The sequence below is a fragment of the Propioniciclava soli genome, from assembly GCF_014858005.1.
Lineage (GTDB): Bacteria > Actinomycetota > Actinomycetes > Propionibacteriales > Propionibacteriaceae > Propioniciclava > Propioniciclava soli.
The window spans coordinates 136,654-160,437 of the sequence record NZ_JACYOT010000007.1; the positions used below are offsets into that span (position 1 = coordinate 136,654).

The following is a 23,784-nucleotide window of genomic DNA, read 5'->3' on the forward strand; positions in this document are numbered from 1 at the left end:
TCTGCGGGGGCCACGTGGCCAGAAGAGGGCCACGTGCCCGAAGGGGGCGAGCGTGACACCACGGCAGACGACACGCGGGGCCTGGCTGGCGGTCGTCGCGGTGGTGGCGGTGTCGCTCAACCTGCGCCCCGGTGCCACGGTGGTGGGGCCGCTCATGGCCGAGATCCTGGCCGATCTGGGCCAGGGGTCGACGTGGGGTGGCCTGCTCACCGCGATGCCGGGGTTGTGCTTCGCCGCGTTCGGGGCGCTCGCCGTCGGCCTGGCCGTCCGCGTCGGGCTCAACCGCGCCCTGTGGCTGGGCGCCGCGGTGACGGCCGTCGGGCTGCTGGCGCGGGCGTTCGTGCCGGACGCCGCCGCCTTTCTGGCGTTCACCGCGCTCGGTTACGCGGGGATCGCCGTGGGCAACGTGTTGCTGCCCGGGTTCATCAAGCGCCGATTCCCGGGGCACGTTGCGGGGATGATGACGCTCTACAGCTGCCTGCTCGCCGTGGGGGCGACGCTGGCCAGCGCGGCGGCGGTGCCCCTCGCGTCCGTGCTGCCGGGGCAGTGGCGCGGGTCGCTCGCCGTGTGGGGTGGGGTGGCCGCGCTCGCCGTCGTGCCCATGCTGGCGGTGGCGCTCACCGAGGGCTCGGCGCGCGTCCGTGGCCCGCGCCCCGAGCGTGGCCCCTCGCTCGTGCGGTCGCGGCGCGCGGTGGCCCTGGGCATCTTCTTCGGCGTCCAGTCCATGCAGGCCTACACCCAGTTCGGGTGGGCCGCGCAGATGTACCGCGACGGGGGCGTCGACGCCGCGGACGCCGGGTTGCTGGTGTCGCTCATCGCGTCGTTCGGCATCGTGACCGGGCTGGTCATGGCCACGGTGGTGGAGCGGGTGCGTGACCTGCGCGGCGTGGTGGTCGCGCTCGGCGTCCTGCTGGTGGTGGGGTACCTCGGCATCCTCTACGCGCCCACGACGGTGCCGTGGCTGTGGGCGGTGTCGCTCGGGCTGTCCGGGGCGGCGTTCCCCATGGCGCTGGCGCTCGTCACCGCCCGATCGCGCGACCCGCACGTCACCGCCCGGTTGTCCGCCTTCGGCCAGAGCATCGGGTACGCCCTCGCGGCCCTCGGCCCGTTCGCGGTCGGCGTCATCCACGGTCGGACGGGCAGCTGGACCCTGCCCCTGTGGTTGCTCATCGGCAGCGCCGTGGTGATGGTCGCGGCGGGGTTGGTCGCCTCCGCGCCCGGCGACGTCGATGACGACCTCTCCGGTGTGCCCGGGCGTGCCCCCGGCCGCTAGGTTGGACCCCGTGAGCCAGCAGCAGAACGTTCCCGGACGCGACCGGCGCGCGGTGCGCATCCCCGGCCCCCGGGGCACGCAGATCGTCTCCGGGGAACGGCACGTCGCCGTGGTCGGCGGTGGCATCGCCGGCATCGCGGCCGCGACGGTGCTGGCCGAGCGTGGGGTGCGCGTCACGTTGCTCGAGGCGTCCGAGAGGCTCGGTGGCCGCGTGGCCGCGTGGGAGCTCGGGGACGGGCGCACGATGAGCCGCGGCTTCCACGCGTTCTTCCGGCAGTACTACAACCTGCGCGCCCTGCTGCGACGCGCCGATCCCGGGTTGAGCCGCCTCCTGCCGGTTGAGGACTACCCGCTGCGGCGTCCGGACGGCGTCACCGACACGTTCGCCGGCCTGCCGTTGACGCCGCCGCTGTCGGTCGCGGCGTTCGCGCTCCGCAGCCCCACGTTCACGCTGCGCTCGCTGACGAAGGTCGACGTGCCGGCGGCGCTGGAGCTGCTCCAGGTGCGCTTCCCGGGCACCCACGAGCGCTACGACGGGGAGTCCGCCGGGGCGTTCCTGGATCGCCTGCGGTTCCCGCCCGCGGCGCGTGACCTGGCCCTGGAGGTGTTCGCCCGCTCGTTCTTCGCCGACCCGCAGGATTTCTCCGCCGGCGAGCTCGTGGCCATGTTCCACACCTACTTCATGGGGTCGGCGGAGGGGCTGCTGTTCGACGTCCCCGACGACGACTACGACACCGCCCTGTGGGGTCCGCTCGGGACGCACCTGGCCGCGCTGGGGGTGACGGTGCGGACGTCCGCGCCCGTCAGCGCGCTGGTCGTGGAGGAGGGACGCGCCGGCGTCCGCGTCGGCGAGGAGCAGGTCGACACCGACGCCGTCGTGCTGGCCACCGATCCGCGCGCCGCCCGCGCCCTCGTGGCCGGCCTGCCCGACGACGGGCACCTCGGCGCCTGGCAGGACGCGGTGGCCGCCACCCGCAACGCCCCGCCGTTCGTCGTGCTGCGGCTGTGGCTGGGCCAGCGCGTGGACGCCGAGCGCCCCGCCTTCCTGGGCACGAGCGGGTTCGGGCCGCTCGACAACATTTCGGTGCTGGAACGGTTCGAAGCGGGGGCCGCCACGTGGTCGGCCGAACACGGCGGCTCGGTGGTGGAGCTGCACGCCTACGCGTGCGACGCCGAGGTGGCCCTGGAGCCGGCGGCCGCCGAACGAGTCGCCGACGCCCTGCTCGCCGAGTTGCACCGGGCGTTCCCCGAGACTGCAGCGATGAGCGTGGTGGAGCGCGAGCTGCTGGTGCGCGACGACTGCGTGGTCATCGGCCCCGACCAGCCGTGGGCCGAGCGGCCCGGCGTCCGGACGCCCGCGCCGCGGCTGGTGCTCGCGGGCGACTGGGTGCGCTGCGACCTCCCGGTGGCGCTCATGGAGCGCGCCGCGACCACGGGCTTCCAGGCCGCGAACGCGCTGCTGGACGGCTGGGGCGTGGCGGGTGAGGACGTCTGGACCGTCCCCCTCACCGGCGTGCTGGCCCGCTGATCGGTCCGTCGCGGGCTGTGCCGGGCGGCGTGCTCAGGCGCGGGCGCCTGCGGTGGGTGGCCCCAGGGTGAGGCTGCGGAGGGTCACGCCCAGTCTCTCCGCCGTCGGCACGCGGTGGCGTCCGGAGAACACGTCGTAGCCCGACGCCTCGATCCGATCCAGGATGCGCCGGTAGAGCACCAGCGCCGTGCCCACGCAACGCCGCGACGCCGGTGGCAGCATGCCCAGGCCGGGTTCCGCCTCGGTGTACAGGGCCCGGTTGCGCGCCACCTGTTCGGCCATCATGGCCTGCCAGGCCGCATCCGGACGCCGCCGCCACGGGTCGGCGCCGTGCCGGGCGAGGTCGTCCTGGGGGACGTAGACGCGGCCGCGGTCGAGATCCTCGGCAACATCGCGCAGGAAGTTCGTGAGCTGGAAGGCCAGGCCGAGCGCCCGGGCCGGGGCCTTGGCGTCCGGGGTGTACGGCTCGAGCACCGGCAGCATCATCTCTCCGATGACCGCGGCCGAGCCCTCCATGTAGCCGTCGCGCAGCTCCGGCCACGTGGCCCAGGTCGTGCGGGACAGGTCGAGCGCCATCGCGGCGAAAAACCGCTCGAAGCACTCCGGGTCGGTGCCGCGGCGCCGGATCGAGTCGACGATCGCCGCCATCACCGGCTCGTCGGCATCCCCCGCGGTCAGCGAGGCGAAGAAGTAGGACGCGAACGCCGACAACCGCTCTGCCGGATCGCCGGGCAGGTCGAGCGGCAGCGCCACCTTCTCCGGCTCGTCCACGATGTCGTCGGCCAGCCGGCACAGGGCGTACACGGTGTGCACGTCGCGCCGCTGGCCGGGCGGCAGCAGGCGTGCCCCCCACCAGTAGGTGGTGCCGTGGGCACGGGTCAGCCGGGCGCAGGCGGCGTAACCGGCGTTGAGATCTGCGCTCACCGCAGCAGCTCCCTCACTCGTTCGGCGGCGAGCTTGCCCGAGATCAGCACCATCGGAATCCCGACGCCCGGCGTCGTCCCCGAGCCGGCGAACACCAGCCCCGGCACGCGGCCGTCCACGTTCTTGGGCCGGAACGGCCCCGTCTGGCCGAACGTGTGCGCCAGCGCGAACGGCGTGCCCGCCGCCATGCCCTGGGCCTCCCAATCCGGCGGCGTCACCAGCTTCTCGGTGACGATGTCGGTGGGGTAGCCCGCCTCGCGGAGGAACTGCAGCATCCGCTCGCGCAGACCGGGGGTCTCCTTTGCCCAGTCGATCCGGCCGACCGCCAGGTTGGGCACCGGCTCGAGCACGTACAGCGTGTGGCAGCCCTCGGGCGCGGCTGCCGGATCGTCGATCGACGGGACGGCGACGAACCGCGACGGATCGGCCATCGGACGCCCTCGCACCAGCAGGTCGTCGAACGCCTCGTCCCACGCGGCCCCGAAGTGGATGTTGTGGTGGCCCACGTGCTCGGGCAATGCGCCGCGGACGCCGAGGTGCCACACCATCGCCGATGGCGAGAACGACCCCTTCCGAGCGGCGCGGGGGGCCTTGAGCTCGGGCAGCAGCTCGGCGTAGGCCGTCGGCAGGTCGGCGGTGACGACCACGGCGTCCGCCGCCACGACCTCACCGGACGCCAGCGACACCCCGGCGGCGGAGCCGTCGGCGTTGCGGACCACCCGTTCGACGGTCGCGTCGTAACGCACGGTGCCACCGGATTGGGCGACGGCATCCGCCATGCCGCGGGGCACGGAGTGCATACCGCCGACGGGGAAATAGGTGCCCTCGATGGAGTCCATGTGGGCGATCACGGCGTACAGGGCCAGCGCCTGGGCCGGCGCGAGCCCGGCGTACATGGCCTGGAAGCTGAAGGCCTTGTGCAACCGCTCGTCGTCGAACCAGCTGGCGATCTGCGGGCCGAGGCGTCCGAAACCGCGCAGGCCCAGCAGCTGGAGGGCGGCGACGGGGTGGCGCAGCAGGTCGAGCGGCGTGTCGAAGTTGGCATCGATGAAATGGGGCAGCTCGACGTCGTGGAGCGCCTTCAGCCACACCACGAAGCGGTCGAAGGCGGCCGCGTCCTTGGCGCCGCACTCCCTCTCGATCTCCGCCCGCATGGCCGCGTGACCGTGCCGGATCAGCAACCGCGACCCGTCGGCGTAGAACGTGTGGTAACCGGGGTCGAGCAGCTTCAGCTCGACGTGATCGGACGCCGTCCGCCCCACCGCGGCGAACGCCTCCTCCAACAGATTCACCATGGTGAACACGACCGGCCCGGTGTCGAACCGGAACCCGTCCTGGCTCCACGTGCCGTTGCGGCCGCCGGGCACGGAGGCCCGCTCCAGCACCGTCACCCGATGCCCGTCGCCGAGCAGGTGCAGGGCCGCGGCGAGCCCGGACAGCCCGGCCCCGACCACCACGACATGCGCCGGGCCGCTCATGCGTCCCGCCAGGCGATCGTGCGGGCGGCCTCGGTGAGCCCGGCCACGCCGGCCCGGGTCAGCGCGCCCTCGGCGAGGGCGGCCAGGGCCGCATCGTGGGCCTCGGAGATCAGACGCTCCACCTCGTCGGCCACGCCGAACGTCCGCAGCGCGGTGGCGAGCGCGGCGGCGTCCGCCTCGCTGAACTCCGGCGTGCCCAGCCGCGCCAGGCGGGCGGCGTCCGGGCCGGTCAGCCGGCTCTCGGCGAGACTCACCAGCACCGTCGCCTTGCCCTCCCGGAGGTCGTCCCCGGCTGGCTTGCCCGTGCGTTCGGGATCCCCCCACACGCCGAGGGCGTCGTCGCGCAACGCGAACGCCCGGCCGATGTGTTGGCCGTAGCGCTGCAGGGCCGCGCTGGCGTCCGGGCCGGCCTCGGCAGCCAACGCACCGAACGCGAGCGGTCGCTCGATCGTGTACCGGCCCGACTTGAGGCGCGCCACCTGCTCGGCGTGGGCGCGGTCGCGCCGCCCGGCGGCCGCGCCGGTCAGGTCGGCGCGCTGCCCGGCGATCAGCTCGACGCACAGGTCGTACCACAGGCCGCGCACCGGCCCGGGCAGGCCGTCGGCCAGCCGGTCGGCGAGCGCATGGGCGAGGTCGCCGAGCAGGATCGCCAGGTTGCGCCCGAATGCCTCGGCGTCACCGCGGGCGTCCGCAGCCCGGTGCCACGCCGCCGCCTGGACGTGCGCGGACGCATGCCCGCGGCGGGCGTCGGAGTCGTCCATCACGTCGTCGTGCACGAGCGCGAAGAGGTGCAGGGTCTCCAGGGCGGCCGCCACCCGCACCATCGTGGCGTGCGCGGCGCTCTCCGGCCGCCCGCCCGCCGCCACGAACCCCCAGTGCGTCATCGCGACGCGGATGCGCTTGCCCTGACCGACGAGGAGGGACCCGAGCCAGGCGGTCAGGTCGCCGGGAACGACGTCCACCCCGATGCCCGCCAAGTGGTGCTCCCAGGCGGCGGACAGGTCGGCGAGCTCGGTGCGCAGCAGCCGGTCGACCTCGGCGATGGTGGCCGCCAGGTCGTCGGCCCCGTCCGCCGTCGGGCAGGCGCGGTTGCGCACCAGCGGCACGAGGGCGGGTACCTGCAGCGCAGCCCAGGGGCTGTACACCTGCGGGGTGGCGAGGACGGCGGCGGCGAACTTGTCCCAGTCGATCCACGCCCACTCGGCCACCTCGGCGGGGTCCGGCGCGGGGATGTCGTCGATGACGAAGCCGGCGTAGACGGGGCAGATCTCGTTCTCGACGATCCCGGACGCGTCGGTGGCTCGGTAGCGGAACTCGGGCAACAGCGGGGTGAGCGGGCCGACGGCGAGCCCCAGCTCCTCCCGGATGCGGCGGCGGGCGGCGTCCTCGAGGCCCTCACCGGGACGGGGGTGGCCGCAGCAGGAGTTCGTCCACACGCCGGGCCACGTCTTCTTGCCCAGGGCGCGGCGGGTGACCAGCACCTCGCCGCGCGTGTTGAACAGGTAGGTGGAGAAGGCCAGGTGCAGGGGGGTGTCGGCGGTGTGAACCATCGTCCGGTCCGCCCGGCCGTGCGGGGTGCCGTCGTCCTCGACCAGGATGACATCGTCGGTCCACCCGGTGTCAGGTGGCGTCCGACCCGAGGTTGGGCCGGTGCGGGGCTCAGCCATGTGTCGTCCCGGTCTGTCGTAGGAGTCGTGCATTCTGGCCCAGATGATACCAGTGGGCCCAATATGTTCGCGGACGCCCCGCTGACAAGGCGTCCTTCTCGATCACCGCTGCCCGCGCTCCGGGTGCGGGGCGCCTGGGCAGCCATCGGGTCTGGCAGGCTTGGGGGGTGAGTTCCTTCTTCCCGACCCGTGACCACGCGGGGGACGCCTGGTTCCGCCTGGGCCGCATCGAGATGACCACGACGAACGTGGCCGTGCTCGTGGGGGCCGTCAGCATGCTGGTCACCTTGTTCGTGCCCGGGCTGGGCGCGGCGCTGGCGTACGTGCCGTCCCAGGTGCTGCTGGGCCAGGTGTGGAGCCCGTTCACGTGGCCGCTGGCGAACGGCTTCGACCTGTGGGGCGTGCTCTCCCTCTTCATGCTCTGGTACTTCGGCAACGACCTCGAACGCATGGTCGGGCGGCGCTCGATGCTGTGGCTGCTGGTCGGAATCTGGGGGTCCCTGACCCTGACCACGACGCTGCTGGGTCTCCTGGCCACCGACAGCATGCTGGCGGGGCTGCGGATGATCCAGTTCAGCGTGCTGCTGGTGTGGATCGCCGAGTACCCCCAGCGTCGCTTCCTGTTCAACATTCCGGCGTGGATCTTCGGGGCGGTGCTGGTGGCGCTGCAGGTCTTGCCCCAGCTCGCGGCCGGCCAGTTCGGCTCGCTGCTCAGCTTCCTGCTCAGCCTCGTGCTCATCGCCGTGGTGGCCCGGCGGGTGGGGCTGCTGGGGGAGCTCGCTTGGATCCCCGGGCGCGGGCGTCCGCGCGCGTCCCGGCCGGCGCCGGCGCCGAAGCCGTCGCGCGCGCAGCAGCGTCAGACGCGACGACGGGTGTCGGACGACGAGCGGATGGACGAGCTGCTGGGCAAGATCAGCGCCCAGGGCATCCACGCGCTGTCGAAGTCCGAACGGGCCGAGCTGGAGAAACTTCGGGAGCGTCGCCGGCGCTGACCCCGGTGCCGCCCGACGTGCTGGTGCTCGTCGTGCTGGGTTTCAGCGTGCCTGGGCGTTGGAGTCGTCGGGCTGCAGGGCCAGCTCGCCGCGGCGAATGGCGAGGAGCAGTTCCCCCACACGCACCAGGCGGGGAATGGTGATGATCAGCAGGCCGCCGACCATGTTGGCCGGGATCACCCACGCGAACCAGGCGAGCCAGTCCGCGTAGCTGTAGTCCCAACCGGCGTGCATCGCCGCGAACATGATGATCGAGTTGAGCGCGCCGTGCAGCATCCCCATGCCCACCACGAGCATGCCGCTGATCAGGGCCATGACCATGCCCGCCACGTCATTGTCCGTGCCCTGCTGCATCCGCGTGATCAGAGTGATGGTCGACCCGGCGAGCACCGCGAGCGCCACCGCCGCCGGCCAGGGCCGGTCGACGACGTAGGCCTCTGCCGTGGAGATGAAGACGTCGTGGTAGTGGGGAAAGGCGATCACCAGCAGCCAGGTGAAGAACCAGCCGCCGGCGAGGTTGGCGAGCAGGGTCACCAGCCACAGGCGCGCGAGCTGGAGCAACGTGCCCTGGCCGGCGACGATCGCGTTGATCGGCATGAGGAACTCCTCGGTGAAGAGCTCGCTGTGGGCCATCTTCAGCGCGATCAGGCCGACCCCGAAGGCCATGCCCGCCAGCAGCTGGGAGCCGGTGGCGTCCTTGACCAGCACCATCGCCATGATTCCGAGCCCGATGTCGATGCCGCCGAACAGCCCGGTGACCACCAGGGCCCGCCACGTGCGGTTGAGTCGTTCGGCGCCGGTCAGGGCGGTGTCGCGGGCCTCGGCGACCAGGGCGTCCTCGACGGGGGCGTCGGAGTCGCCGTACTCGCGGCGTCGTTGCTCGGGGTCGCCGTCATCGTGCAGCACGTTCAAGTCGGTCACGCCGCGGAGTCTAGGCCGCCGCGATGGGGGTGGGCGGCACCGATTCCACACGATTCCAGCACGGGATCACCCGGGAGGCGCGCGCAGGTGGCGTGAACGCCAACGTGTGCTGGAATCGTGTGGATTCGGCCCGGCCGGGCCACGAGGCTCTGGGTAGGCTCGGCGCATGACGACGACGCCGCGGATTCCGGGTCCGGCCCCGCTCTCGGTGCTGCGCGGCCTGTCGCGCCGCGGCTTTCTCGATGAGATGGGTCACCAGTGGCGCACCCACGGCGACACGTTCGCGGTGCGCCTGGGGCCGCAGTCGATGGTGCTGGTGGTCCACCCCGATGCCGTGCGTGACGTGCACCTCACCCGGCGCCGCAGCTTCGACAAGCGCAAGTCCTACGACGGGGTGCGCCGCTACCTGACGGGTGACGGTCTGATCGCGAGCACCGGAGAGTTGTGGAAGCGGCAGCGGAAGCTGATGGCGCCGTTCTTCACACCCCGTGCGGTGCAGACGTACGCCGACCTGATGCTCGCCGATGCCGACCGGGTCGTGTCCCGCTGGCGGGGGTTGGCCGCCTCGGGGGTGACGGTGGACATGGGCGAGGAGATGATGGAACTGACGGCCTCCATCATCCTCCGTGCCGTGTTCAGCACGGCCGCTGAGGAGGACATCGTCCGGCTCAAGAGCCGCGTCGAGACCATGATCAGGTACACGACGCGGCGCGCCGTCCTCCCCGTTCCGGACTGGGCGCCGACCCCGGCCAACCGACGCTACCGGGAGGCGCGCGACGAGGTGCACGCCTACATCGACGACCTGATCGCGCAGCGGCGAGCCCGCGAGGCCGCCGGAGAGCCGGTGCCCGACGACCTCCTGGGCCACCTCATGGCGGCCCGTGATTCCGACGGCGGCGCGATGGGGGAGTCGCTGCTGCGCGACGAGGCGATCACGATGTTCTTCGCCGGCCACGAGACCACCGCCCGCACCCTCGCCGCCGCCTGGGCGGCGCTGGCGGCCCACCCCGACGTGGCCGACCGGCTCCACGCCGAGCTGGATGCCGAGTTGGGGGAGGGCCCGGTGACCCTCGAGGCGCTCAAGCGGCTGCCCTACACCTTGCAGGTCACCAAGGAGGTGCTGCGCCTCTACCCCGCGGCACCGTTCTACATGCGCGACGCCGTGGAGCCGGTGGAGATCGGTGGGTGGGATCTGACCCCCGGCACCGCCGTGATGCTCACCCCCTACTGGACCCACCGCCACCCCGATTTCTGGGGCGATCCCGAGCGTTTCGACCCCGACCGGTTCACCCCCGAGGCGGAGGCGACGCGGCATCCCCAGGCCTACTTCCCGTTCGCCACGGGCGAGCGGGTGTGCATCGGCAACCACTTCTCGCTGCTCGAGTCCCACCTGCTGCTCGCCGTGCTCGCGCGCCGGTTCGCGCCGGTCGTGGTGGGGGACCCGCCGCGCTGGCTGATGGCGGGCGTGCTGTCGCCGGAGGGCGGCCTGCCGACGGTGATCCGGGAGCGCTGAGCCGTGCTCAGCATCGACCCCGGGTCGGCGACGCCTCCCTTCGAGCAGATCAGGGCGCAGGTCACCGCGCAGCGCGCCTCCGGGGAGTTGACCGCGGGCCAGCGGTTGCCCCCGGTGCGCCACCTCGCATCGCAACTGGGGGTCGCCCCCAACACCGTGGCCCGCGCCTACCGCGAGCTCGAGGCCGCCGGGGTCATCGAGACCCGCGGCCGCCACGGGTCGTTCGTGCTCGGTACCGGGGCATCCGCCGAGAAGGAGGCCCGGGCAGCCGCCGAAGCGTACGCGGCGCGCCTGCGTGCGCTGGGGCTGACCGCCTCGGACGCGATCCGCTTCGTCGAGGACGCGTTTGGGCCTAGGCTCGGCACATCATGACCACCATTGGCTTCCTGCACACGTCACAACAGCACGTCGAGACCTTCGACGCCTTGGTCAACGAGGCGAACCCCGACGTCCAGACGATCCACCACGTCGCCGCCAACCTGCTCACCCTGGTGCGTCAGGCCGGTGCCGAATCCGTCGCCGACGAGGTCGCCGCCGAACTCGAAGAGCTCGCGGCCCAGGGCGCCAACGTGATCGTCGTCACGAGCCCCGCCATCGCTGGCGTCGCCGAGCGGGTGGACGTCGGCATCCCCGTGCTGCGTGTCGACCGTCCGGTGGCCTTCGACGCCGTCCGCGCCGGTCGCCGGATCGGCGTCGTGGCAGCGTTGGCCTCCGCCCTCGTGCCCACGACCGAGCTGCTGCAGCAGGAGGCGAAGGCCGCCGGCGTCGAGATCGAGATCGTGCCGGTCATCGTCGCCGGCGCGTGGATCTCCTTCGAGCAGGGCGAGGAGGACGAGTACGCCCGCGACGTCGCCAAGGCCACCATCGAACTCGCGGAGCGCACCGACATCGTCGTGCTCGCCCAGGCCAGCCTCATGGGCGCCACCCAGTACCTGCCCGACGACCTCCCGGTGCTCGTCAGCCCGCGGAAGGCCGTCGCGGTCGCCCTGGAGAAGGCCGGCGCATGACGCCGGCAGGGCCCCACACCCAGCCGTTGTCGGTCGCCATTCGCGTGCCATGACCTTTCGCACGGGCGACCATGTCTCCTGGAACACCCCGCAGGGGAAGACCTCCGGCACGGTGGTCGAGAAGCGCACCTCGGATTTCCAGTTCGAGGGCCAGAAGTTCACCGCGAGCGACGACGACCCGGCCTACGTCGTTGAATCCGACTCCTCCGGCAAGCAGGCGGCGCACAAGGAATCCGCGCTGTCGAAGAAGGAGTGAGCCGTGGCGACACCACCCAAGGGCGTGCAGGAGGCCGCGGCGCGGGCCGTCCGTTGGATTGACGAGGGCCGAGCCGGCCGCAATTTCACCGACGTCGGCCGTGACCGGGCGCACCAACTCGCCCACGGCGAGGACGTGAGCGATGAGGACCTGACGAAGATGAAGGCGTACTTCGCCCGCCATGCCGTCGACCGTGACGCCGAGGGCTTCCGTGGCGGCGAGGAGGGCTTCCCCTCGCCCGGGCGGGTGGCCTGGGATGCGTGGGGCGGCGACGCCGGCCGACGCTGGGCCGAGCGCGAAGCGGGCTGACGCCGACCGAGTCGCTCAGGCGTCGGTTCCGGCGAGGAGGCTGACCCTCCCGGTGTCATCGCTGCCGGGGGCCGACGCAATGGTCACGTGCGGTGTTGGTGGCACCGCGATGCCGCGCCTGCGACGGGAGTCCTGAGTTCGCCAGTGCCTGCCACTCCTCCCGCAGCCACCGCTGGGAACGTGGTCGAGCAGCAACGCGAGGGAGTGAAGTGGCACGGCCAGCAGCCTAGGAGGGCGCTCGGACGCGCACGACAGCACGCTGCCTGTGCACACTGGGGGTGGTTCCACTTCTGGGAGGTTGGCGTGTTGGACGCCCTCGCGGCACACCCGCTGCTCGTGTTGATGATCACGATCGCGCTCGGTGGCCTGTTCGGTCAGATCCCGTTCGGCCCGGTGCGGTTCGGCGCCGCCGGGGCGCTGTTCATGGGGCTGGTGGTGGGTGCGCTGGATCCGCGCTTCGGCCAAGGGCTCGAGCTGGTGAAATCGTTGGGCGTCGTGTTGTTCTGCTACACCGTCGGCCTGGCCGCCGGCACGACGTTCCGCTCCGACCTGCGCCGCCAGTGGCACCTCATGGTGGCGGGAACGGCGGGGCTGGTGGTCATGGCCGTCGGCGGCGCCCTGCTCGCGGCGGCTCTCGGGCTGACGCCGGCCCACGTCGCCGGGTTGTACGCCGGCGTCCTCACCTCGCCCGCCATCGACACCGCCATCGCGGTGACGGACGCCAGCCCCGACACCCTCGTCGGGTACGCGCTCGCCTACCCGACGGGCGTGGTGGTCGGGATGGTGCTGGTGGCCCTGTTGGTGGGACGCCGTTGGCCCGGACGCCGCGACGCCCCCTCGCTCGCCGAGGCGGGCCTGGTGGCGCGCAGCGTCCGCGTCGAGCGCGCGACGGAACTCACCGAGATTCCCGGCTACGCCGCGCAGGCGATCAAGCTCAGCTACCACGAGCGCGACGGCGACATCCGCGTGCTCGCGCCAGGGCAGGCGCTGCGGCCGGGTGATCGGGTGCTGTGCGTCGGCGCGCCGGACGACGTGGCGCGTGCCGCCGCCGTCCTCGGGCACACCAGCACTCGGAAGCTGACCCACGACCGCCGCGACGTCGACTTCCGCCGCTTCGTCGTCTCCAACCCGGCGCTCTTCGGGCGCACCGTGGCCGACCTCAACGTCACCGGCGCGCTCGAGGGCATCGTCACGCGCGTGCGGCGCGGCGACATCGACATGCTCGCCCGCGACGACCTCATCCTCCAGCCCGGGGACCGCGTGCTCGCCGTGGTGCCGCGCGCCCAGCTCGAGGGTGCGGCGACGTTCTTCGGCGACTCCGAGCGGCGGGTGTCGCAGCTGGACGCCCTCTCCCTCGGCGTGGGCATCTGCCTGGGGCTGCTGGTCGGCTACGTGACCGTGCCGCTGCCGGGCGGCCTGCAGTTCGGGCTCGGGGCCGCGGCCGGGCCGCTCGTCGTCGGCATGGTGCTGGGCGCCCTGCACCGCACCGGCCCCGTCCGCTGGGACCTGCCCCACGCCGTCAACGCCACCACGCGGCAGGTGGGGTTCATGGTGTTCCTGGCCAGCGTCGGGTTGGCGTCCGGCACCTCGTTCGTGCAGGACGCGTTCACCCTGACCGGGCTGAAGGTCGTGGGGCTGGCGGGCCTGGTGCTCGTCCTCGGCGCGGCCGTGCTCGTCGGCGCCGGACGCCTCCTCGGCCTCTCCGCCCAACGCACCGCCGGCGCCCTGACCGGTTTCATCGGGCAGCCGGCGATCCTCGCCTACGCCAACAGCCGGGTCAACGACGAGCGCATCGACTCGGCCTACGGCGCGCTCTTTGCGCTCGGAACCATCGTGAAGATCCTGCTGGTGCAGCTCATCGTCGTGCTGTGACGTGGCCGCCGGACGGCCCCGAGGCGTTGCCGGCGGGCCATCTGGGGGGCGCCGCGGCGTCACCTGGTGGACGCCCGCGGCTGGCAGGTTCGCCCCGTGGGCACGCGGATCACGGTCGTCGGGTTGGGGTACGTCGGGCTGGCGGTGGCCGTGCTGCTCTCACGGCGTCACGCCGTGACGGCCCTCGACATCGATCCTGGCCGCGTGGCTGAGGTGAATGCCGGAGTCAGCCCGTTGGACGACGCCGACCTCAGCGCCGCGCTGGCCGGGGGCGGCCTCGCGCTCACCGCCACCACGGACGCCGCGGCCGCCTACGCGGATGCGGAGTTCGTGGTCATCGCGACCCCCACCAACTACGACGACGAGATCGGCGCGTTCGACACGACCTCGGTGGAGGCGGTGCTGGAGGCGTCCGGGGTGAACCCGGGGGCGGCGGTGGTGGTGAAGTCGACGGTGCCGGTGGGGTTCACCGAGCGGATGCGCCGGCGCCACCCGGGGCGGGAGATCTTGTTCAGCCCGGAGTTCCTCCGCGAAGGGCGTGCGCTGGAGGACAATCTCCACCCGAGCCGGATCATCGTGGCCGACCCGGGGCCGGCGGCCGAACGGTTCGCAGGACTGCTCGCCGAGGCGGCGTTGAACGACCCGCCGGAGCTGGTGACGCGGGCGTCCGAGGCCGAGGCGATCAAGCTGTTCGCGAACGCCTACCTGGCCATGCGGGTGGCGTTCTTCAACGAACTCGACACCTATGCGTTGCAGCGGGGGCTGGACACGCGGGCGATCATCGACGGGGTGGGGCTCGACCCGCGCATCGGCGTCCATTACAGCAACCCGTCGTTCGGGTACGGCGGCTATTGCCTGCCGAAAGACACCCAGCAGTTGTTGGCGAACTACCAGTTCGTGCCGCAGAACCTCATCCGGGCCATCGTGGATTCCAACACGACCCGCAAGGACGTCATCGCCCACGACATCGTGACCCGCGATCCGGGCGTGGTGGGCATCCATCGGCTGGCGATGAAGGCGGGGTCGGACAACATCCGCGAGTCCTCGGTGCAGGGCATCATGAAGCGGCTGAAGGCGAAGGGGATCCCGGTCATCGTGTACGAGCCGCTGATCGAGGAGGCGGAGTTCTTCCGCTCCGAGGTGGTCCGCGATCTCGGGGAGTTCAAGCGGCGGGCCGACCTCATCGTGGCGAACCGGATGACGGACGAGCTCGCCGACGTCGCCGAGCGCGTCTACACCCGCGACCTGTCCGGGAGCGACTGACCCGATCGGCCGGGCCCGAACCGGCTGGGGCGGCGTCCGGCGTGCGTGAGACGCCCGGTGGCGGGGCCGGACGGGAGAGTAGCTTGTGCGCCGCACGTCGTCCCGAAAGGACCCCCATGTCCACCCAATCGGCCGCCCCGGCCCGGGAGCAGTTCTCCGGGCAGTACGGCTTCCTGATGTCCGCGATCGGCTCCGCCGTCGGCCTGGGCAACATCTGGCGCTTCCCCGGCGTCGCCTACACCAACGGGGGCGGCGCCTTCCTGATTCCGTACCTGGTGGCCCTGCTCACCGCCGGCATCCCGATCCTGATGTTGGACTACGCGCTCGGCCACCGCTATCGCGGTTCGGCCCCGGCGGTGTTCCGTCGGCTGGGCAAGAAGTTCGAGTTCGTCGGCTGGCTGCAGGTGGCCGTGTGCGTCGTCATCATGAGCTACTACGTGGTCGTGCTGGCCTGGGCGGCGTCCTACGTCGGATTCTCGACCACCGTCGCGTGGGGAGACGACCCGGCCGGCTTCTTCACCGGCGAATACCTGAACGTCAGCGATCCGGCCTTCACCCTGCAACTCGACTGGGCCGTGTTCTGGCCCGTGGTGGTGTTGTGGGTGCTCGTCTTCGCCGTCATGGCCGGACGCGTCAGCCGCGGCCTGGAGCTCGTCAACAAGTTCGCCATCCCGGCGCTGCTGCTGATGTTCCTCACTCTCGTGGTGCGCGCCCTGTTCCTGCCCGGTGCGCTGGAGGGGCTGAACGCCTTCTTCACCCCCGACTGGGCGGCGCTGGCGAACCCGGCCGTGTGGGTGGCCGCGTACACGCAGATCTTCTTCTCGCTCTCCGTGGCGTTCGGCATCATGCTCACCTATTCGAGCTACCTGAAGGCCCGCTCGAACATGGTGCCCACCGGCCTGGTGGCCGCCTTCGCCAACAGTTCTTTCGAGCTGCTGGCCGGGTTCGGGGTGTTCGCGACCCTCGGGTACATGGCGCACACCCAGGGTGTCGCCGTGGCGGATCTCGACAGCATCGCCGGCGTCACCTTGTCGTTCATCACGTTCCCGCAGGTCATCGGCACGATGCCCGGTGGGCCGCTGTTCGGCATCATGTTCTTCGGATCGCTGTTGCTCGCCGGATTCACGTCCCTGGTGAGCATTCTCGAGGTGATCGTGGCGGCCGTGCGCGAGAAGTTCGCGCTCAGTCGGCCGGCGGCCGTGGGCCTCGTGATCGGGGCGGGGGCCATCGGTTCGGTGGTGCTGTTCTCCACCACGAACGGTCTCAACGCCCTCGACATCGTCGACGCCTTTGCCAACAACATCGGCATTCTCACCGGCGCGGTGCTGGAATGCATCGTCGTCGTGTTCCTGGCCCGCAAGCTGCGCGAACTGCAGCTGCACCTGAACCAGGTCTCCACCCTGCGGCTGGGGGACTGGTGGCGCTGGGCCGTGGGCATCCTGAACCCGATCGTGCTGCTGTACGTCCTGGTCGTCACGGTCTTCCGGTACGCGACGGTGGGCTACGACCCGGCGTCCTACCCCGCGTCGTTCAACGCCCTGTTTGGGTGGGGCACCGTGGTGTTCATCCTCGCCGTCGCCGCGGTGGCCACGGCGATGACGTGGCGCACGCCGGTGGACCGGTTCACCCCGGTGCCTCTCGATGACCCGGCCCGCCCTGTCGGAAGGGGGGTGTCCGCATGACCCCCGTCGCGCTCGTCATGATGATCGTCGCGATCGTCATCATCTGGGGAGGCCTGGTGTTCTCCACCGTCTTCCTGATCGTCCGACCGCTCTCGGCCGAGCCGCACCCGCTCGACGACCACGACTACGACCGGTACCCGCCGGAGTACGAGGTCTAGGCTCCGGTGCCATGAGTGACGCCCGCACGCTGCTGGACGCCGCCCGGCGGGTCCTGTTCGTCCACGCCCACCCCGACGACGAGACCCTCGCCACGGGCGGGCTGATCGCGGCGCTGGCCGAGCGCGGCGTCACCATCGCCGTGCTGACCGCCTCCCGGGGCGAGCAGGGCGAGCTGGTGCCGGGGTCGGTGCCCGCCGGGGTGGACCTCGTGACCCACCGGGAAGCGGAGGTGGCGGCGGCGTGCCGCGCCCTCGGCGTCCGGCGTCACGCCTTCCTCGGCGACCCGGGGGCGCGGGCCGCCGGACGCGAACCGCGTCGCTACACCGATTCGGGCATGGTGTGGCTGGGCCAGGCGGAGACGGTGGCCGGCCCGGGTGCCTCCGCAGGGCCGGACGCGCTCAGCCTCGCCGATCCTGCTGAGGTCGCCGCCGACATCGCGGCCTACGCCCGCGACTTCTTGGCCGATCTCGTCGTGTCCTACGACGACGGCGGTGGGTACGGACACCCCGACCACGTCGCCCTCGCGGCACCCAGCCGGGCCGCTGCGGCCGAGGTTGGAGTGCCGTTCCTGGAGGTCGCCTCGGAGGTGGGCGCGGCGGGCTGGACCGTGAGGACGCCCGATCAGCTCGGGCGGGTGCAGCAGGCGCTAGCCCACCACGCCAGCCAGGTGACGGTGCAGGGTGCCGACGTGATCCATGTCGGCGGGCAGCGCCAGCCGATCCAGCTGGCGTTCACCCTGCGGGTGCCCGGCTCCTGAGCCGGTGGGCCGGGCCTGGGCGGGGCCGTCCACCGACGGTTGGCCGCCTCGCCACGGGCTCAGACCAGGGCGTCGCGCAGCACGTCGAGGGGCAGCGAGCCGAGATTCAGCGCGCGGGTGTGGAACTCCTTGAGGGAGAACTCCTCACCGCGGGCCTGGGCGGCGGCCGTGGCGTCCGCCCGGATCTGTTCCCAGAGGCGTTGACCCACCTTGTAGCTCGGCGCCTGGCCGGGCCAGCCGACGTAGCGGTTCAACTCGAAGCGCAGGGAGGCCTCGTCCATGTTCACGTTGTCGGTGAGGAGCTGCCAGGCCTTGTCGTAGTCCCAGGTGCCGCCGCCGTAGCGAGCGAAGGCGGGCTTGCCGAGGTGCACGCCGAGGTCGATCACCACCCGCGTCGCGCGGAGGCGTTGGGCGTCGAGCATGCCGAACCGGTCGCCCGGGTCGTCCAGGAAGCCGAATTCTTCCATGAGGCGCTCGGCGTAGAGCGCCCAGCCCTCGCCGTGGCCGGAGAGCCAGCACACCTGGCGGCGCCAGCGATTGAGTTCGTCGGCGTTGTGGACGGCCTGGCCGACCTGCAGGTGATGGCCGGGAACGCCCTCGTGGTAGACGGTCGTCTTCTCGCGCCAAGTGTTGAAGGCGGTGACACCGGCCGGGACGCTCCACCACATGCGGCCCGGGCGCAACCAGTCGTCCGTGGGGCCGGTGTAGTAGATGCCGCCGCTCTGGGTGGGCGCGATGCGGGCCTCGATGGTGCGCATGCGCTCGGGGATGTCGAAGTGGACGCCGTTGAGGGCCTCGACGGCCTCGTCGGCGGTGGTCTGCATCCAGCGCTGGAGGGCGTCGGTGCCGTGCAGGGTGCGGGTGGGGTCGGCGTCCAGGGCCGCCACGGCGTCGGCGACGGAAGCGTCCGGGCCGGCGATCTCGCGGGCCAGGGACTCCTGCTCGGCGGTGATCCGGGCGAGCTCCTCGACCCCCCAGTCGTAGGTCTCGTCGAGGTCGACCGTGGCGCCGACGAAGTCGCGCGAGGCGCGGGAATACCGCTCGCGTCCGGCGGCGTCGTCGGCTCGCGCGTGGGGGGCGAGCTCTTCGCGCAGGAAGGTGGCCAGGGTGCCGTAGGCGTCGCGCGCCGCGGCCGCGCCGTGGGTCAGATCTGCGACGAGGGCGTCGGCGGGCTCGGCGGCGTCCGGCCGGGCGCTGGCGATGAACGACGTGAAGAAAGAGGAGTCGGGGTCGGCGAGCCCGGTGGCTTCGGCGATGCCGAGCTCGACCTGACGGATCGCGGGCACCGTCCCGCGCCGCACGCCGTCGGCCAGGCAGGCGGCGTAACCGGAGAGCGCGTCGGGCAGGGCGGCCAGGCGCGCGGCGATGGCGGCCCACTGGTCGGAGGTGTCGGTGGGCATGAGGTCGAAGATGTCGCGCAGGTCCTGCAGCGGGGAGGCGATGTTGTTGAGGTCGGCGAGGTGGTCACCGGCCTCGTGACGCTCGAGCTCAAGGCCGAGGCGGTCCCTCATGGCGGCGACGGTGACCTCGTCCACGGCGTCGGCGGGGGTGAGCCGGTCGAGCGTGGCGAGGGTCTCGCGGTTGAGTCTGGCCAGGGCGTCATGGGCGTCGGGGGAGCAGTCGTCGAGGAGATGGTCGTGGCCGGGCACGCCCAGGTGCGTCGCGAGGATGGGGCTGAGCTCCACCAGCCGCGCGGTGTGGTCGTCGGCCAGATGGTCGATGGCGGTGCGTTCTCTCACTCCATGCACGCTACCGCGTCGGGGAGGGGAGACCCGGTGTCGGGCCGGTGTCGACGAGCCCAAGCGCCCAGTCGAGCACCTGCTCCGTGGGCAACGCCGCCAGCTCGCCTCGGGAGAACCACGCGGCGCGCAGCGTGGAGCCACCGACCTCGTCGGTGAGCTGCCCGCCCGTGATGGTGGCGCGGGAGAGGAAGCGCACCAGGCGCAGCGGGCCGTCACCGGGGGCGATGCGGTCGTCGGCAGTGAGGTGAATGACCGTCACCCCGAGAAGTTCAGCCGGCTCGACGTCGAAACCGGTCTCCTCGCGCACCTCGCGGATGGTGGCCTCGTGGATCTGCTCGTTCCACTCGACCCCGCCGCCGGGCAGACCCCAGTGGGGTTCGATGCCGCGTTCGGGTGCACCCTGCCAGAGGGTGAGCAGCACCATGCCGTCGCGTTCGATCCAGGCATAGGCGCCGAGCCGGGCTTCGGTGATCATGGTCCATCCTGACACCTCGTCCGGGGCGGGGTGACCCACCCCTGTTCATGGTCGCGTCCTTCCCCCGCTGTGCCCTTTCCCCGCTGTGCCCCTTCACCGCTACGCCCCCTGTCAGGAGTGCGATGGCCGGTCACCTCGCACGCTCGGGGTGGTTGCGCACTGGCTGGGGGGCCCGCGGGTGACGAGCCGTGGGCACCGGCACCCCGAGCAGCAGGGCGCGTTGGCGCACCATGGTGCTCACGAAGGCGGCGAACTCTGCCGGATGGTGGAGGACCCAGGCCGCAGCGACGCGCACCACCTGCCAGCCGTGGCGGCCCAGGTCCACGTCGCGGGCGCGATCGGCCTCGAAGGCGCTGCGCGAACCGTGGTGGGCGTAGCCGTCGATCTCGATCCCGAGGGAGAGGGAGCCGAAGGCGACGTCCAGCTGGGCGAACACGCCCGGGCTGCGCTCAACGGGAAGGTTGGCCGACCAGCCGGTCACGCCGCACGCACGCAGGGCGACGTGCCCGGCACGCTCGGCCGGCGACCACGGCTCGTCGCGCGAGTCGTGCAGCAAGGCGCGCACCGTGTGGTTGCCGCGGGTGGGGTGGCGGAGCAGGGCAGCCCAGAGGGCGCGCAGGGGAACGCGGCGCCGCAGGGCGTCGTCGAGGGAGGCGCCGTCGCCGCCGCGGGCCAGGTCGACAGCGGTCAGCGCCGGTGAGGTGCACCGCACGGCGGGGCCGGCGGCTCCGGTGGCAGCCGGGCCGAAGGGGTCGAGGGCGGTGTGGACGTCCTCGGGGTGGATGCGGCGGCGCGTGAGGCGGTAGCCGCGCGGCTTGCTCTGGATGCGGCGGCTGGCGGCCACCAACTCCTCACCGGGCTCGGGCTCGCGCCACCCCAGCGCCACGGCGGCCGACCGCTCCAGCAGGATCGCATCGGGGTCGGCGATGAGGAGCGCGAGCACCTTCACGCCGAAGCCGGCGGCGTGGCTGGGTGTGGTGTAGATGCCCCGCAGCACGGCGACCAGCTCGCCCCGCTGTCTGGCGGCACGGATGTGCCAGGCCAGCTGGGGATGGTTCCGCCCGACCACCACGCCGGATCCGTCGGCCAAGGCTTGCGCAAGAGCTTCCTTCACACCTGGCACATTCGGCCCGCTGGCCCGCCATCTGTCACCGTCCACAGGAAGCCAGCACAACCGGCGCAGTTGATCGTTTCAAGGGGTAGCGGGAAGCATCGTGCGCTGGATTCCTGTGGACAACCGGGGTCATCGGCACGGCGCCTCCCCTCGATGGCCCCCACCGGCGCGGCCGGGCGACTGTCCGGATCGGTCCGCACGGTCTGTCGTGGGCCAGCGTCGCCAGACCGTCAGGTGCCGCGGGATCAAGCGCCGCTTCCGCGGGGGGTCTCAGACCGCGCGCCCGGCAGGTTAACGCTCGCCGAACGGCGCGCGCCCCCGGCGGCCCCTGCCGTGGCCACCTGCCACGATGGCCCCATGACCATGGTCTGGGCCCACCGCGGCGCGAGTGGCTACGCCCCCGAGAACACCCTGCCCGCGATCGAGATGGCCCTCGAACAGGGCGCCGACGCCATCGAGATCGACGTCCAGCTCACCCGCGACGACGAGGTGGTTGTGATCCACGACGAGACGCTCGAGCGCACCACTTCGGGCAACGGCTGGGTGGCCGACCACAGCCTTGAGGCCCTGCGTGCGCTCGACGCCTCCGCCGGCGACGAGCGGTACCGGGGTACCCGCGTTCCCACCCTGCAGGAGGTGCTTGACCTCGCCGGCGATGCGATCGTCAACGTCGAGCTCAAGAACACCCGCATGCGCTACCACGGCCTGGAGGAGCGCGTTCTCGCCATCGTCGCGGAGCTGGGGGCCGCTGACCGGGTGGTGGTCTCGTCGTTCAATCACTACTCGCTGCGTCACCTGCTCCACCTGGGCACCCCACTCCCGTTGGGCGCGCTGTACTCCGACCCTCTCTTCCAGCCCTGGAAGTACGCACGCCGGTTGGGTGCCACCGCCCTGCATCCGCCGCTGCGCGCGACGCGACGCAAGCTCATCGACGCGTGCCACGACCTCGGCATGCCGGTTCACGTCTGGACGGTCAACGAGCCCGACGACATCAAGAAGATGGCCAAGGTGGGCGCTGACGCCGTGATCACCAACTACCCCAATCTGGCACGGTCGATCATCGGGTGATGGTGCCGCGAGCGCCCCGGCCTGATCAGCGGTCCAGCCCGATGAACCGGCGCATGGGCTCCACGCCGGCCACGGAGATCGGTTCGCCGCGGACGAAGTCCTCCCGCAGGAGCAACAGGCGTCGGTTGGACGCGGCGTCACCGCGCCGCGACTGCCACGTCACCCCGTTGTCCTTGTAGCCCAGTTTCTCGCTGACCCGCAGCGAGGCCGCGTTGTCGGCGAAGGCCGCGGACGTGATGAACTCGAAGTCCAGGTGGTCGAAGAGGAATGCGCACATGGCCTGCCGCATCGCCGTGCCGATCCCCCGGCCCTGGAAGCGCGAGCCCAGCCACGAGCCCGTCTCCCCGTAACGCAGGGTGAGGAAGTCCTGCGTCGCCACGCCCTGGACGCCGACCACCTCGCCCTCCCACCGCACGCAGAGGTCCAACGCCCAGGCGTCCTGCGACCACGTCGCCATGCCGCGCCACCACCACTGGAGATAGTTCAGCGGCAGCTCGTCCTCCGGGGCATCCGTCCAGGGGAAGGCGAAGGGCATGAAGTGGCGGGGGTGGACGCCGCCCCGCACCACGCCGAGCAGGGCGAGCACCTCGGCGTCGCCGATCCCGCACAGCTCCAGCGGGCCGCACGTGATGCGCAGCCCCAGCGGGGGGAAGATCTCGGCCAAGCGAGGGTCGCTCATGGCCTGAACGTCCCACAACCCGCGCCACGTCGCAAGGCCGCGCTGCGTGGCAGGATGGTCGTGCCGCTCAGCCCGCTGCTGCGGGCTGCCTGCTCGATCTCGCCAGGAGGACCCGCATGAACGACATCTTCGGACGCCTCGACCCGCTGCCCGCCCGCGAGCATCCAGAACTCCTCGCCGAGCCCGTGGCCCGCGCGCTGGCCGGGCAGGCGCCCAGCGCCGTGGTCGCCCCGATCGACCCGCAGTTCGCCGACACCGAGGCGCTGTGCGCCGAGTACGGCATCCCGCTCGAGGCCAGCGCCAACGCCGTCGTCGTGCGCGGCACGCGGGCGGGGGTCGAGCGGTTCGCGGTCTGCATGACGTTGGCCCACCGCCGTGTGGACGTGAACGGCGTGGTCCGCCGCCGGCTGGACGCCCGCAAGGCGAGCTTTGCCCCCATGGACGTCGCGGTCGAGGCCACCGGAATGGAGTACGGCGGCATCACCCCGGTGGGGGTCCCGCAGGACTGGCCCGTCTGGGTCGATGCCGCCGTCGCGGAGGCCAACTGGTTGTGCATCGGCTCGGGGATCCGCGGCTCGAAACTCTTCCTGACCGCGACGGATCTCCTCGCGCTGCCGGGCGCCGAGCGCGTCGAGAATCTCGCCCGCGACGCGGGCTGACGCGCTCGGCGCGGGGCTCACCAGCCCCCGCCGCCACCGCCGCCGTTGCCGCGCCCGGCGCGGACCTCGTCGGCGTCCAGCTGTTCGGGCTCGCCCACGGGGCCGCCCTCGGCGATCATGCGCTTCTCGGCGGGAGAGGGGACGTCACCGTCCGGGTCGGTCGCCCCGCCGTCGGTCAACTCGTCGCTGGGGGCATCGGATTCGTCGTCGTCATCGTCCGAATCCTCATCGTCGGAGCCGCCATCCGAGCCGCTCTCATCGGAGTGCAGCATCTTCTGCGCCTTCTCGTCGGAGACCGGTCCGTCGACCTGGGTCTCGCCGAAGCCGGAGGAGATGTCGCCGCCGTCCTTCTTCTTCTCGTCCTGATCGCTCATGGGAGGTCCTTCCTGCATCGGTGAATCCGGGCGCAGCCCACCCTAGTCAGCGGATCGATGCCGGCACAGTCC

24 protein-coding genes are annotated in these 23,784 nt (G+C 72.1%); 15 read left to right on the top strand and 9 right to left on the bottom strand.

The features are described from left to right. The first annotated feature begins 52 nt into the window (after nt 1–52). Together IFY26_RS09450 and IFY26_RS09455 are read left to right on the top strand one after the other, a co-directional pair. On the top strand, nt 53–1,273 hold the full coding sequence (locus tag IFY26_RS09450; RefSeq protein WP_232548759.1) for an MFS transporter: 1,221 nt from the start codon (nt 53–55) through the stop codon (nt 1,271–1,273). 10 nt (nt 1,274–1,283) lie between these two features. Next, nucleotides 1,284–2,801 carry an FAD-dependent oxidoreductase gene (locus IFY26_RS09455; protein WP_332836176.1) on the top strand — a complete coding sequence of 506 codons (1,518 nt, stop codon included), beginning with the start codon at nt 1,284–1,286 and terminating at the stop codon, nt 2,799–2,801. A gap of 33 nt (nt 2,802–2,834) precedes the next feature. Here the strand turns inward: IFY26_RS09455 and IFY26_RS09460 are convergent, their stop codons facing one another. From IFY26_RS09460 to idi, 3 genes are read right to left on the bottom strand one after another with little or no spacing between them, the layout of a single operon-like run. Further along, nucleotides 2,835–3,725 (bottom strand): phytoene/squalene synthase family protein, encoded by an 891-nt coding sequence (locus IFY26_RS09460; protein WP_232548761.1) that lies wholly within the window; start codon nt 3,723–3,725, stop codon nt 2,835–2,837. Continuing rightward, nucleotides 3,722–5,203, bottom strand: a complete 1,482-nt coding sequence (gene crtI / locus IFY26_RS09465; RefSeq protein WP_232548762.1) for a phytoene desaturase family protein — start codon at nt 5,201–5,203, stop codon at nt 3,722–3,724. The genes IFY26_RS09460 and crtI overlap by 4 nt, the downstream gene beginning before the upstream one ends. Further along, a complete protein-coding gene (gene idi / locus IFY26_RS09470; protein ID WP_232548763.1) occupies nt 5,200–6,870 on the bottom strand; it encodes an isopentenyl-diphosphate Delta-isomerase in 1,671 nt (556 codons plus the stop codon). The genes crtI and idi overlap by 4 nt, the downstream gene beginning before the upstream one ends. 167 nt (nt 6,871–7,037) lie before the next feature. On the opposite strand from idi, the gene IFY26_RS09475 reads away from it, so the two are divergent. Next, nucleotides 7,038–7,862 (top strand): hypothetical protein, encoded by an 825-nt coding sequence (locus IFY26_RS09475; protein WP_232548764.1) that lies wholly within the window; start codon nt 7,038–7,040, stop codon nt 7,860–7,862. Nucleotides 7,863–7,904: 42 nt separating this feature from the next. On the opposite strand, the gene IFY26_RS09480 is transcribed toward IFY26_RS09475, so the two are convergent. Then, on the bottom strand, nt 7,905–8,783 hold the full coding sequence (locus tag IFY26_RS09480) for a formate/nitrite transporter family protein (protein WP_232548765.1): 879 nt from the start codon (nt 8,781–8,783) through the stop codon (nt 7,905–7,907). Between the two features lie 166 nt (nt 8,784–8,949). Here IFY26_RS09480 and IFY26_RS09485 point away from each other — a divergent pair, with 166 nt between their 5' ends. From IFY26_RS09485 to IFY26_RS09530, 10 genes are all read left to right on the top strand, one after another. Next, nucleotides 8,950–10,296 carry a cytochrome P450 gene (locus IFY26_RS09485; protein WP_232548766.1) on the top strand — a complete coding sequence of 449 codons (1,347 nt, stop codon included), beginning with the start codon at nt 8,950–8,952 and terminating at the stop codon, nt 10,294–10,296. 3 nt (nt 10,297–10,299) lie between these two features. Beyond that, nucleotides 10,300–10,668 carry a GntR family transcriptional regulator gene (locus IFY26_RS09490; RefSeq protein WP_232548767.1) on the top strand — a complete coding sequence of 123 codons (369 nt, stop codon included), beginning with the start codon at nt 10,300–10,302 and terminating at the stop codon, nt 10,666–10,668. Continuing rightward, a complete protein-coding gene (locus tag IFY26_RS09495) occupies nt 10,665–11,303 on the top strand; it encodes an aspartate/glutamate racemase family protein (RefSeq protein WP_232548768.1) in 639 nt (212 codons plus the stop codon). Before IFY26_RS09490 ends, IFY26_RS09495 begins: the two co-directional genes overlap by 4 nt. 49 nt (nt 11,304–11,352) lie before the next feature. Beyond that, nucleotides 11,353–11,559, top strand: a complete 207-nt coding sequence (locus IFY26_RS09500) for a hypervirulence associated TUDOR domain-containing protein (protein WP_232548769.1) — start codon at nt 11,353–11,355, stop codon at nt 11,557–11,559. A gap of 3 nt (nt 11,560–11,562) precedes the next feature. Continuing rightward, nucleotides 11,563–11,868, top strand: a complete 306-nt coding sequence (locus IFY26_RS09505; RefSeq protein WP_232548770.1) for a hypothetical protein — start codon at nt 11,563–11,565, stop codon at nt 11,866–11,868. Nucleotides 11,869–12,210: 342 nt separating this feature from the next. Beyond that, nucleotides 12,211–13,740 (top strand): aspartate:alanine exchanger family transporter, encoded by a 1,530-nt coding sequence (locus tag IFY26_RS09510; protein WP_232548844.1) that lies wholly within the window; start codon nt 12,211–12,213, stop codon nt 13,738–13,740. Between the two features lie 96 nt (nt 13,741–13,836). After that, the gene (locus IFY26_RS09515) at nt 13,837–15,003 is read left to right on the top strand and encodes a nucleotide sugar dehydrogenase (protein WP_332836177.1); all 1,167 of its coding nucleotides are present in this window, start codon (nt 13,837–13,839) and stop codon (nt 15,001–15,003) included. 116 nt (nt 15,004–15,119) lie between these two features. Continuing rightward, nucleotides 15,120–16,685, top strand: a complete 1,566-nt coding sequence (locus IFY26_RS09520; RefSeq protein ID WP_232548771.1) for a sodium-dependent transporter — start codon at nt 15,120–15,122, stop codon at nt 16,683–16,685. Beyond that, on the top strand, nt 16,682–16,843 hold the full coding sequence (locus IFY26_RS09525; protein WP_232548772.1) for a methionine/alanine import family NSS transporter small subunit: 162 nt from the start codon (nt 16,682–16,684) through the stop codon (nt 16,841–16,843). Before IFY26_RS09520 ends, IFY26_RS09525 begins: the two co-directional genes overlap by 4 nt. Nucleotides 16,844–16,854: 11 nt before the next feature. Then, entirely contained in the window at nt 16,855–17,601 is a 747-nt protein-coding gene (locus IFY26_RS09530; protein ID WP_232548773.1) for a PIG-L family deacetylase, read from the top strand. A gap of 59 nt (nt 17,602–17,660) precedes the next feature. On the opposite strand, the gene IFY26_RS09535 is transcribed toward IFY26_RS09530, so the two are convergent. From IFY26_RS09535 to IFY26_RS09545, 3 genes are all read right to left on the bottom strand, one after another. Beyond that, nucleotides 17,661–19,340, bottom strand: coding sequence for a DUF885 domain-containing protein (locus IFY26_RS09535; protein ID WP_232548774.1), 1,680 nt, complete (start codon nt 19,338–19,340; stop codon nt 17,661–17,663). A 10-nt stretch (nt 19,341–19,350) separates the two neighbouring features. Then, complete coding sequence (locus IFY26_RS09540) at nt 19,351–19,818, bottom strand: NUDIX hydrolase (RefSeq protein ID WP_232548775.1); 468 nt, start codon at nt 19,816–19,818, stop codon at nt 19,351–19,353. Nucleotides 19,819–19,948: 130 nt separating this feature from the next. Then, a complete protein-coding gene (locus IFY26_RS09545; protein WP_232548776.1) occupies nt 19,949–20,932 on the bottom strand; it encodes a hypothetical protein in 984 nt (327 codons plus the stop codon). A gap of 357 nt (nt 20,933–21,289) precedes the next feature. On the opposite strand from IFY26_RS09545, the gene IFY26_RS09550 reads away from it, so the two are divergent. Then, nucleotides 21,290–22,000: a glycerophosphodiester phosphodiesterase gene (locus IFY26_RS09550; protein WP_232548777.1), complete on the top strand. Its 711-nt coding sequence runs from the start codon at nt 21,290–21,292 to the stop codon at nt 21,998–22,000. A 25-nt stretch (nt 22,001–22,025) separates the two neighbouring features. On the opposite strand, the gene IFY26_RS09555 is transcribed toward IFY26_RS09550, so the two are convergent. Beyond that, nucleotides 22,026–22,679 carry a GNAT family N-acetyltransferase gene (locus IFY26_RS09555; RefSeq protein ID WP_232548778.1) on the bottom strand — a complete coding sequence of 218 codons (654 nt, stop codon included), beginning with the start codon at nt 22,677–22,679 and terminating at the stop codon, nt 22,026–22,028. A 116-nt stretch (nt 22,680–22,795) separates the two neighbouring features. On the opposite strand from IFY26_RS09555, the gene IFY26_RS09560 reads away from it, so the two are divergent. Continuing rightward, nucleotides 22,796–23,338 (top strand): YbaK/EbsC family protein, encoded by a 543-nt coding sequence (locus IFY26_RS09560; protein WP_232548779.1) that lies wholly within the window; start codon nt 22,796–22,798, stop codon nt 23,336–23,338. A gap of 17 nt (nt 23,339–23,355) precedes the next feature. Here IFY26_RS09560 and IFY26_RS09565 read toward each other — a convergent pair whose 3' ends face one another. Then, nucleotides 23,356–23,712 carry a hypothetical protein gene (locus IFY26_RS09565; RefSeq protein ID WP_232548780.1) on the bottom strand — a complete coding sequence of 119 codons (357 nt, stop codon included), beginning with the start codon at nt 23,710–23,712 and terminating at the stop codon, nt 23,356–23,358. Between the last annotated feature and the right edge of the window lie 72 nt (nt 23,713–23,784).

Bases quoted from the DNA above. Each gene is read 5' to 3' on its own strand.
- IFY26_RS09530 (WP_232548773.1), top strand. From the start codon at position 16,855: ATGAGTGACGCCCGCACGCTGCTGGACGCCGCCCGGCGGGTCCTGTTC.
- IFY26_RS09485 (WP_232548766.1), top strand. From the start codon at position 8,950: ATGACGACGACGCCGCGGATTCCGGGTCCGGCCCCGCTCTCGGTGCTG.
- IFY26_RS09500 (WP_232548769.1), top strand. From the start codon at position 11,353: ATGACCTTTCGCACGGGCGACCATGTCTCCTGGAACACCCCGCAGGGG.
- IFY26_RS09510 (WP_232548844.1), top strand. From the start codon at position 12,211: ATGATCACGATCGCGCTCGGTGGCCTGTTCGGTCAGATCCCGTTCGGC.
- IFY26_RS09540 (WP_232548775.1), bottom strand. From the start codon at position 19,818: ATGATCACCGAAGCCCGGCTCGGCGCCTATGCCTGGATCGAACGCGAC.
- IFY26_RS09495 (WP_232548768.1), top strand. From the start codon at position 10,665: ATGACCACCATTGGCTTCCTGCACACGTCACAACAGCACGTCGAGACC.
- IFY26_RS09555 (WP_232548778.1), bottom strand. From the start codon at position 22,679: ATGAGCGACCCTCGCTTGGCCGAGATCTTCCCCCCGCTGGGGCTGCGC.
- idi (WP_232548763.1), bottom strand. From the start codon at position 6,870: ATGGCTGAGCCCCGCACCGGCCCAACCTCGGGTCGGACGCCACCTGAC.
- crtI (WP_232548762.1), bottom strand. From the start codon at position 5,203: ATGAGCGGCCCGGCGCATGTCGTGGTGGTCGGGGCCGGGCTGTCCGGG.
- IFY26_RS09550 (WP_232548777.1), top strand. From the start codon at position 21,290: ATGACCATGGTCTGGGCCCACCGCGGCGCGAGTGGCTACGCCCCCGAG.
- IFY26_RS09565 (WP_232548780.1), bottom strand. From the start codon at position 23,712: ATGAGCGATCAGGACGAGAAGAAGAAGGACGGCGGCGACATCTCCTCC.
- IFY26_RS09520 (WP_232548771.1), top strand. From the start codon at position 15,120: ATGTCCACCCAATCGGCCGCCCCGGCCCGGGAGCAGTTCTCCGGGCAG.
- IFY26_RS09560 (WP_232548779.1), top strand. From the start codon at position 22,796: ATGAACGACATCTTCGGACGCCTCGACCCGCTGCCCGCCCGCGAGCAT.
- IFY26_RS09525 (WP_232548772.1), top strand. From the start codon at position 16,682: ATGACCCCCGTCGCGCTCGTCATGATGATCGTCGCGATCGTCATCATC.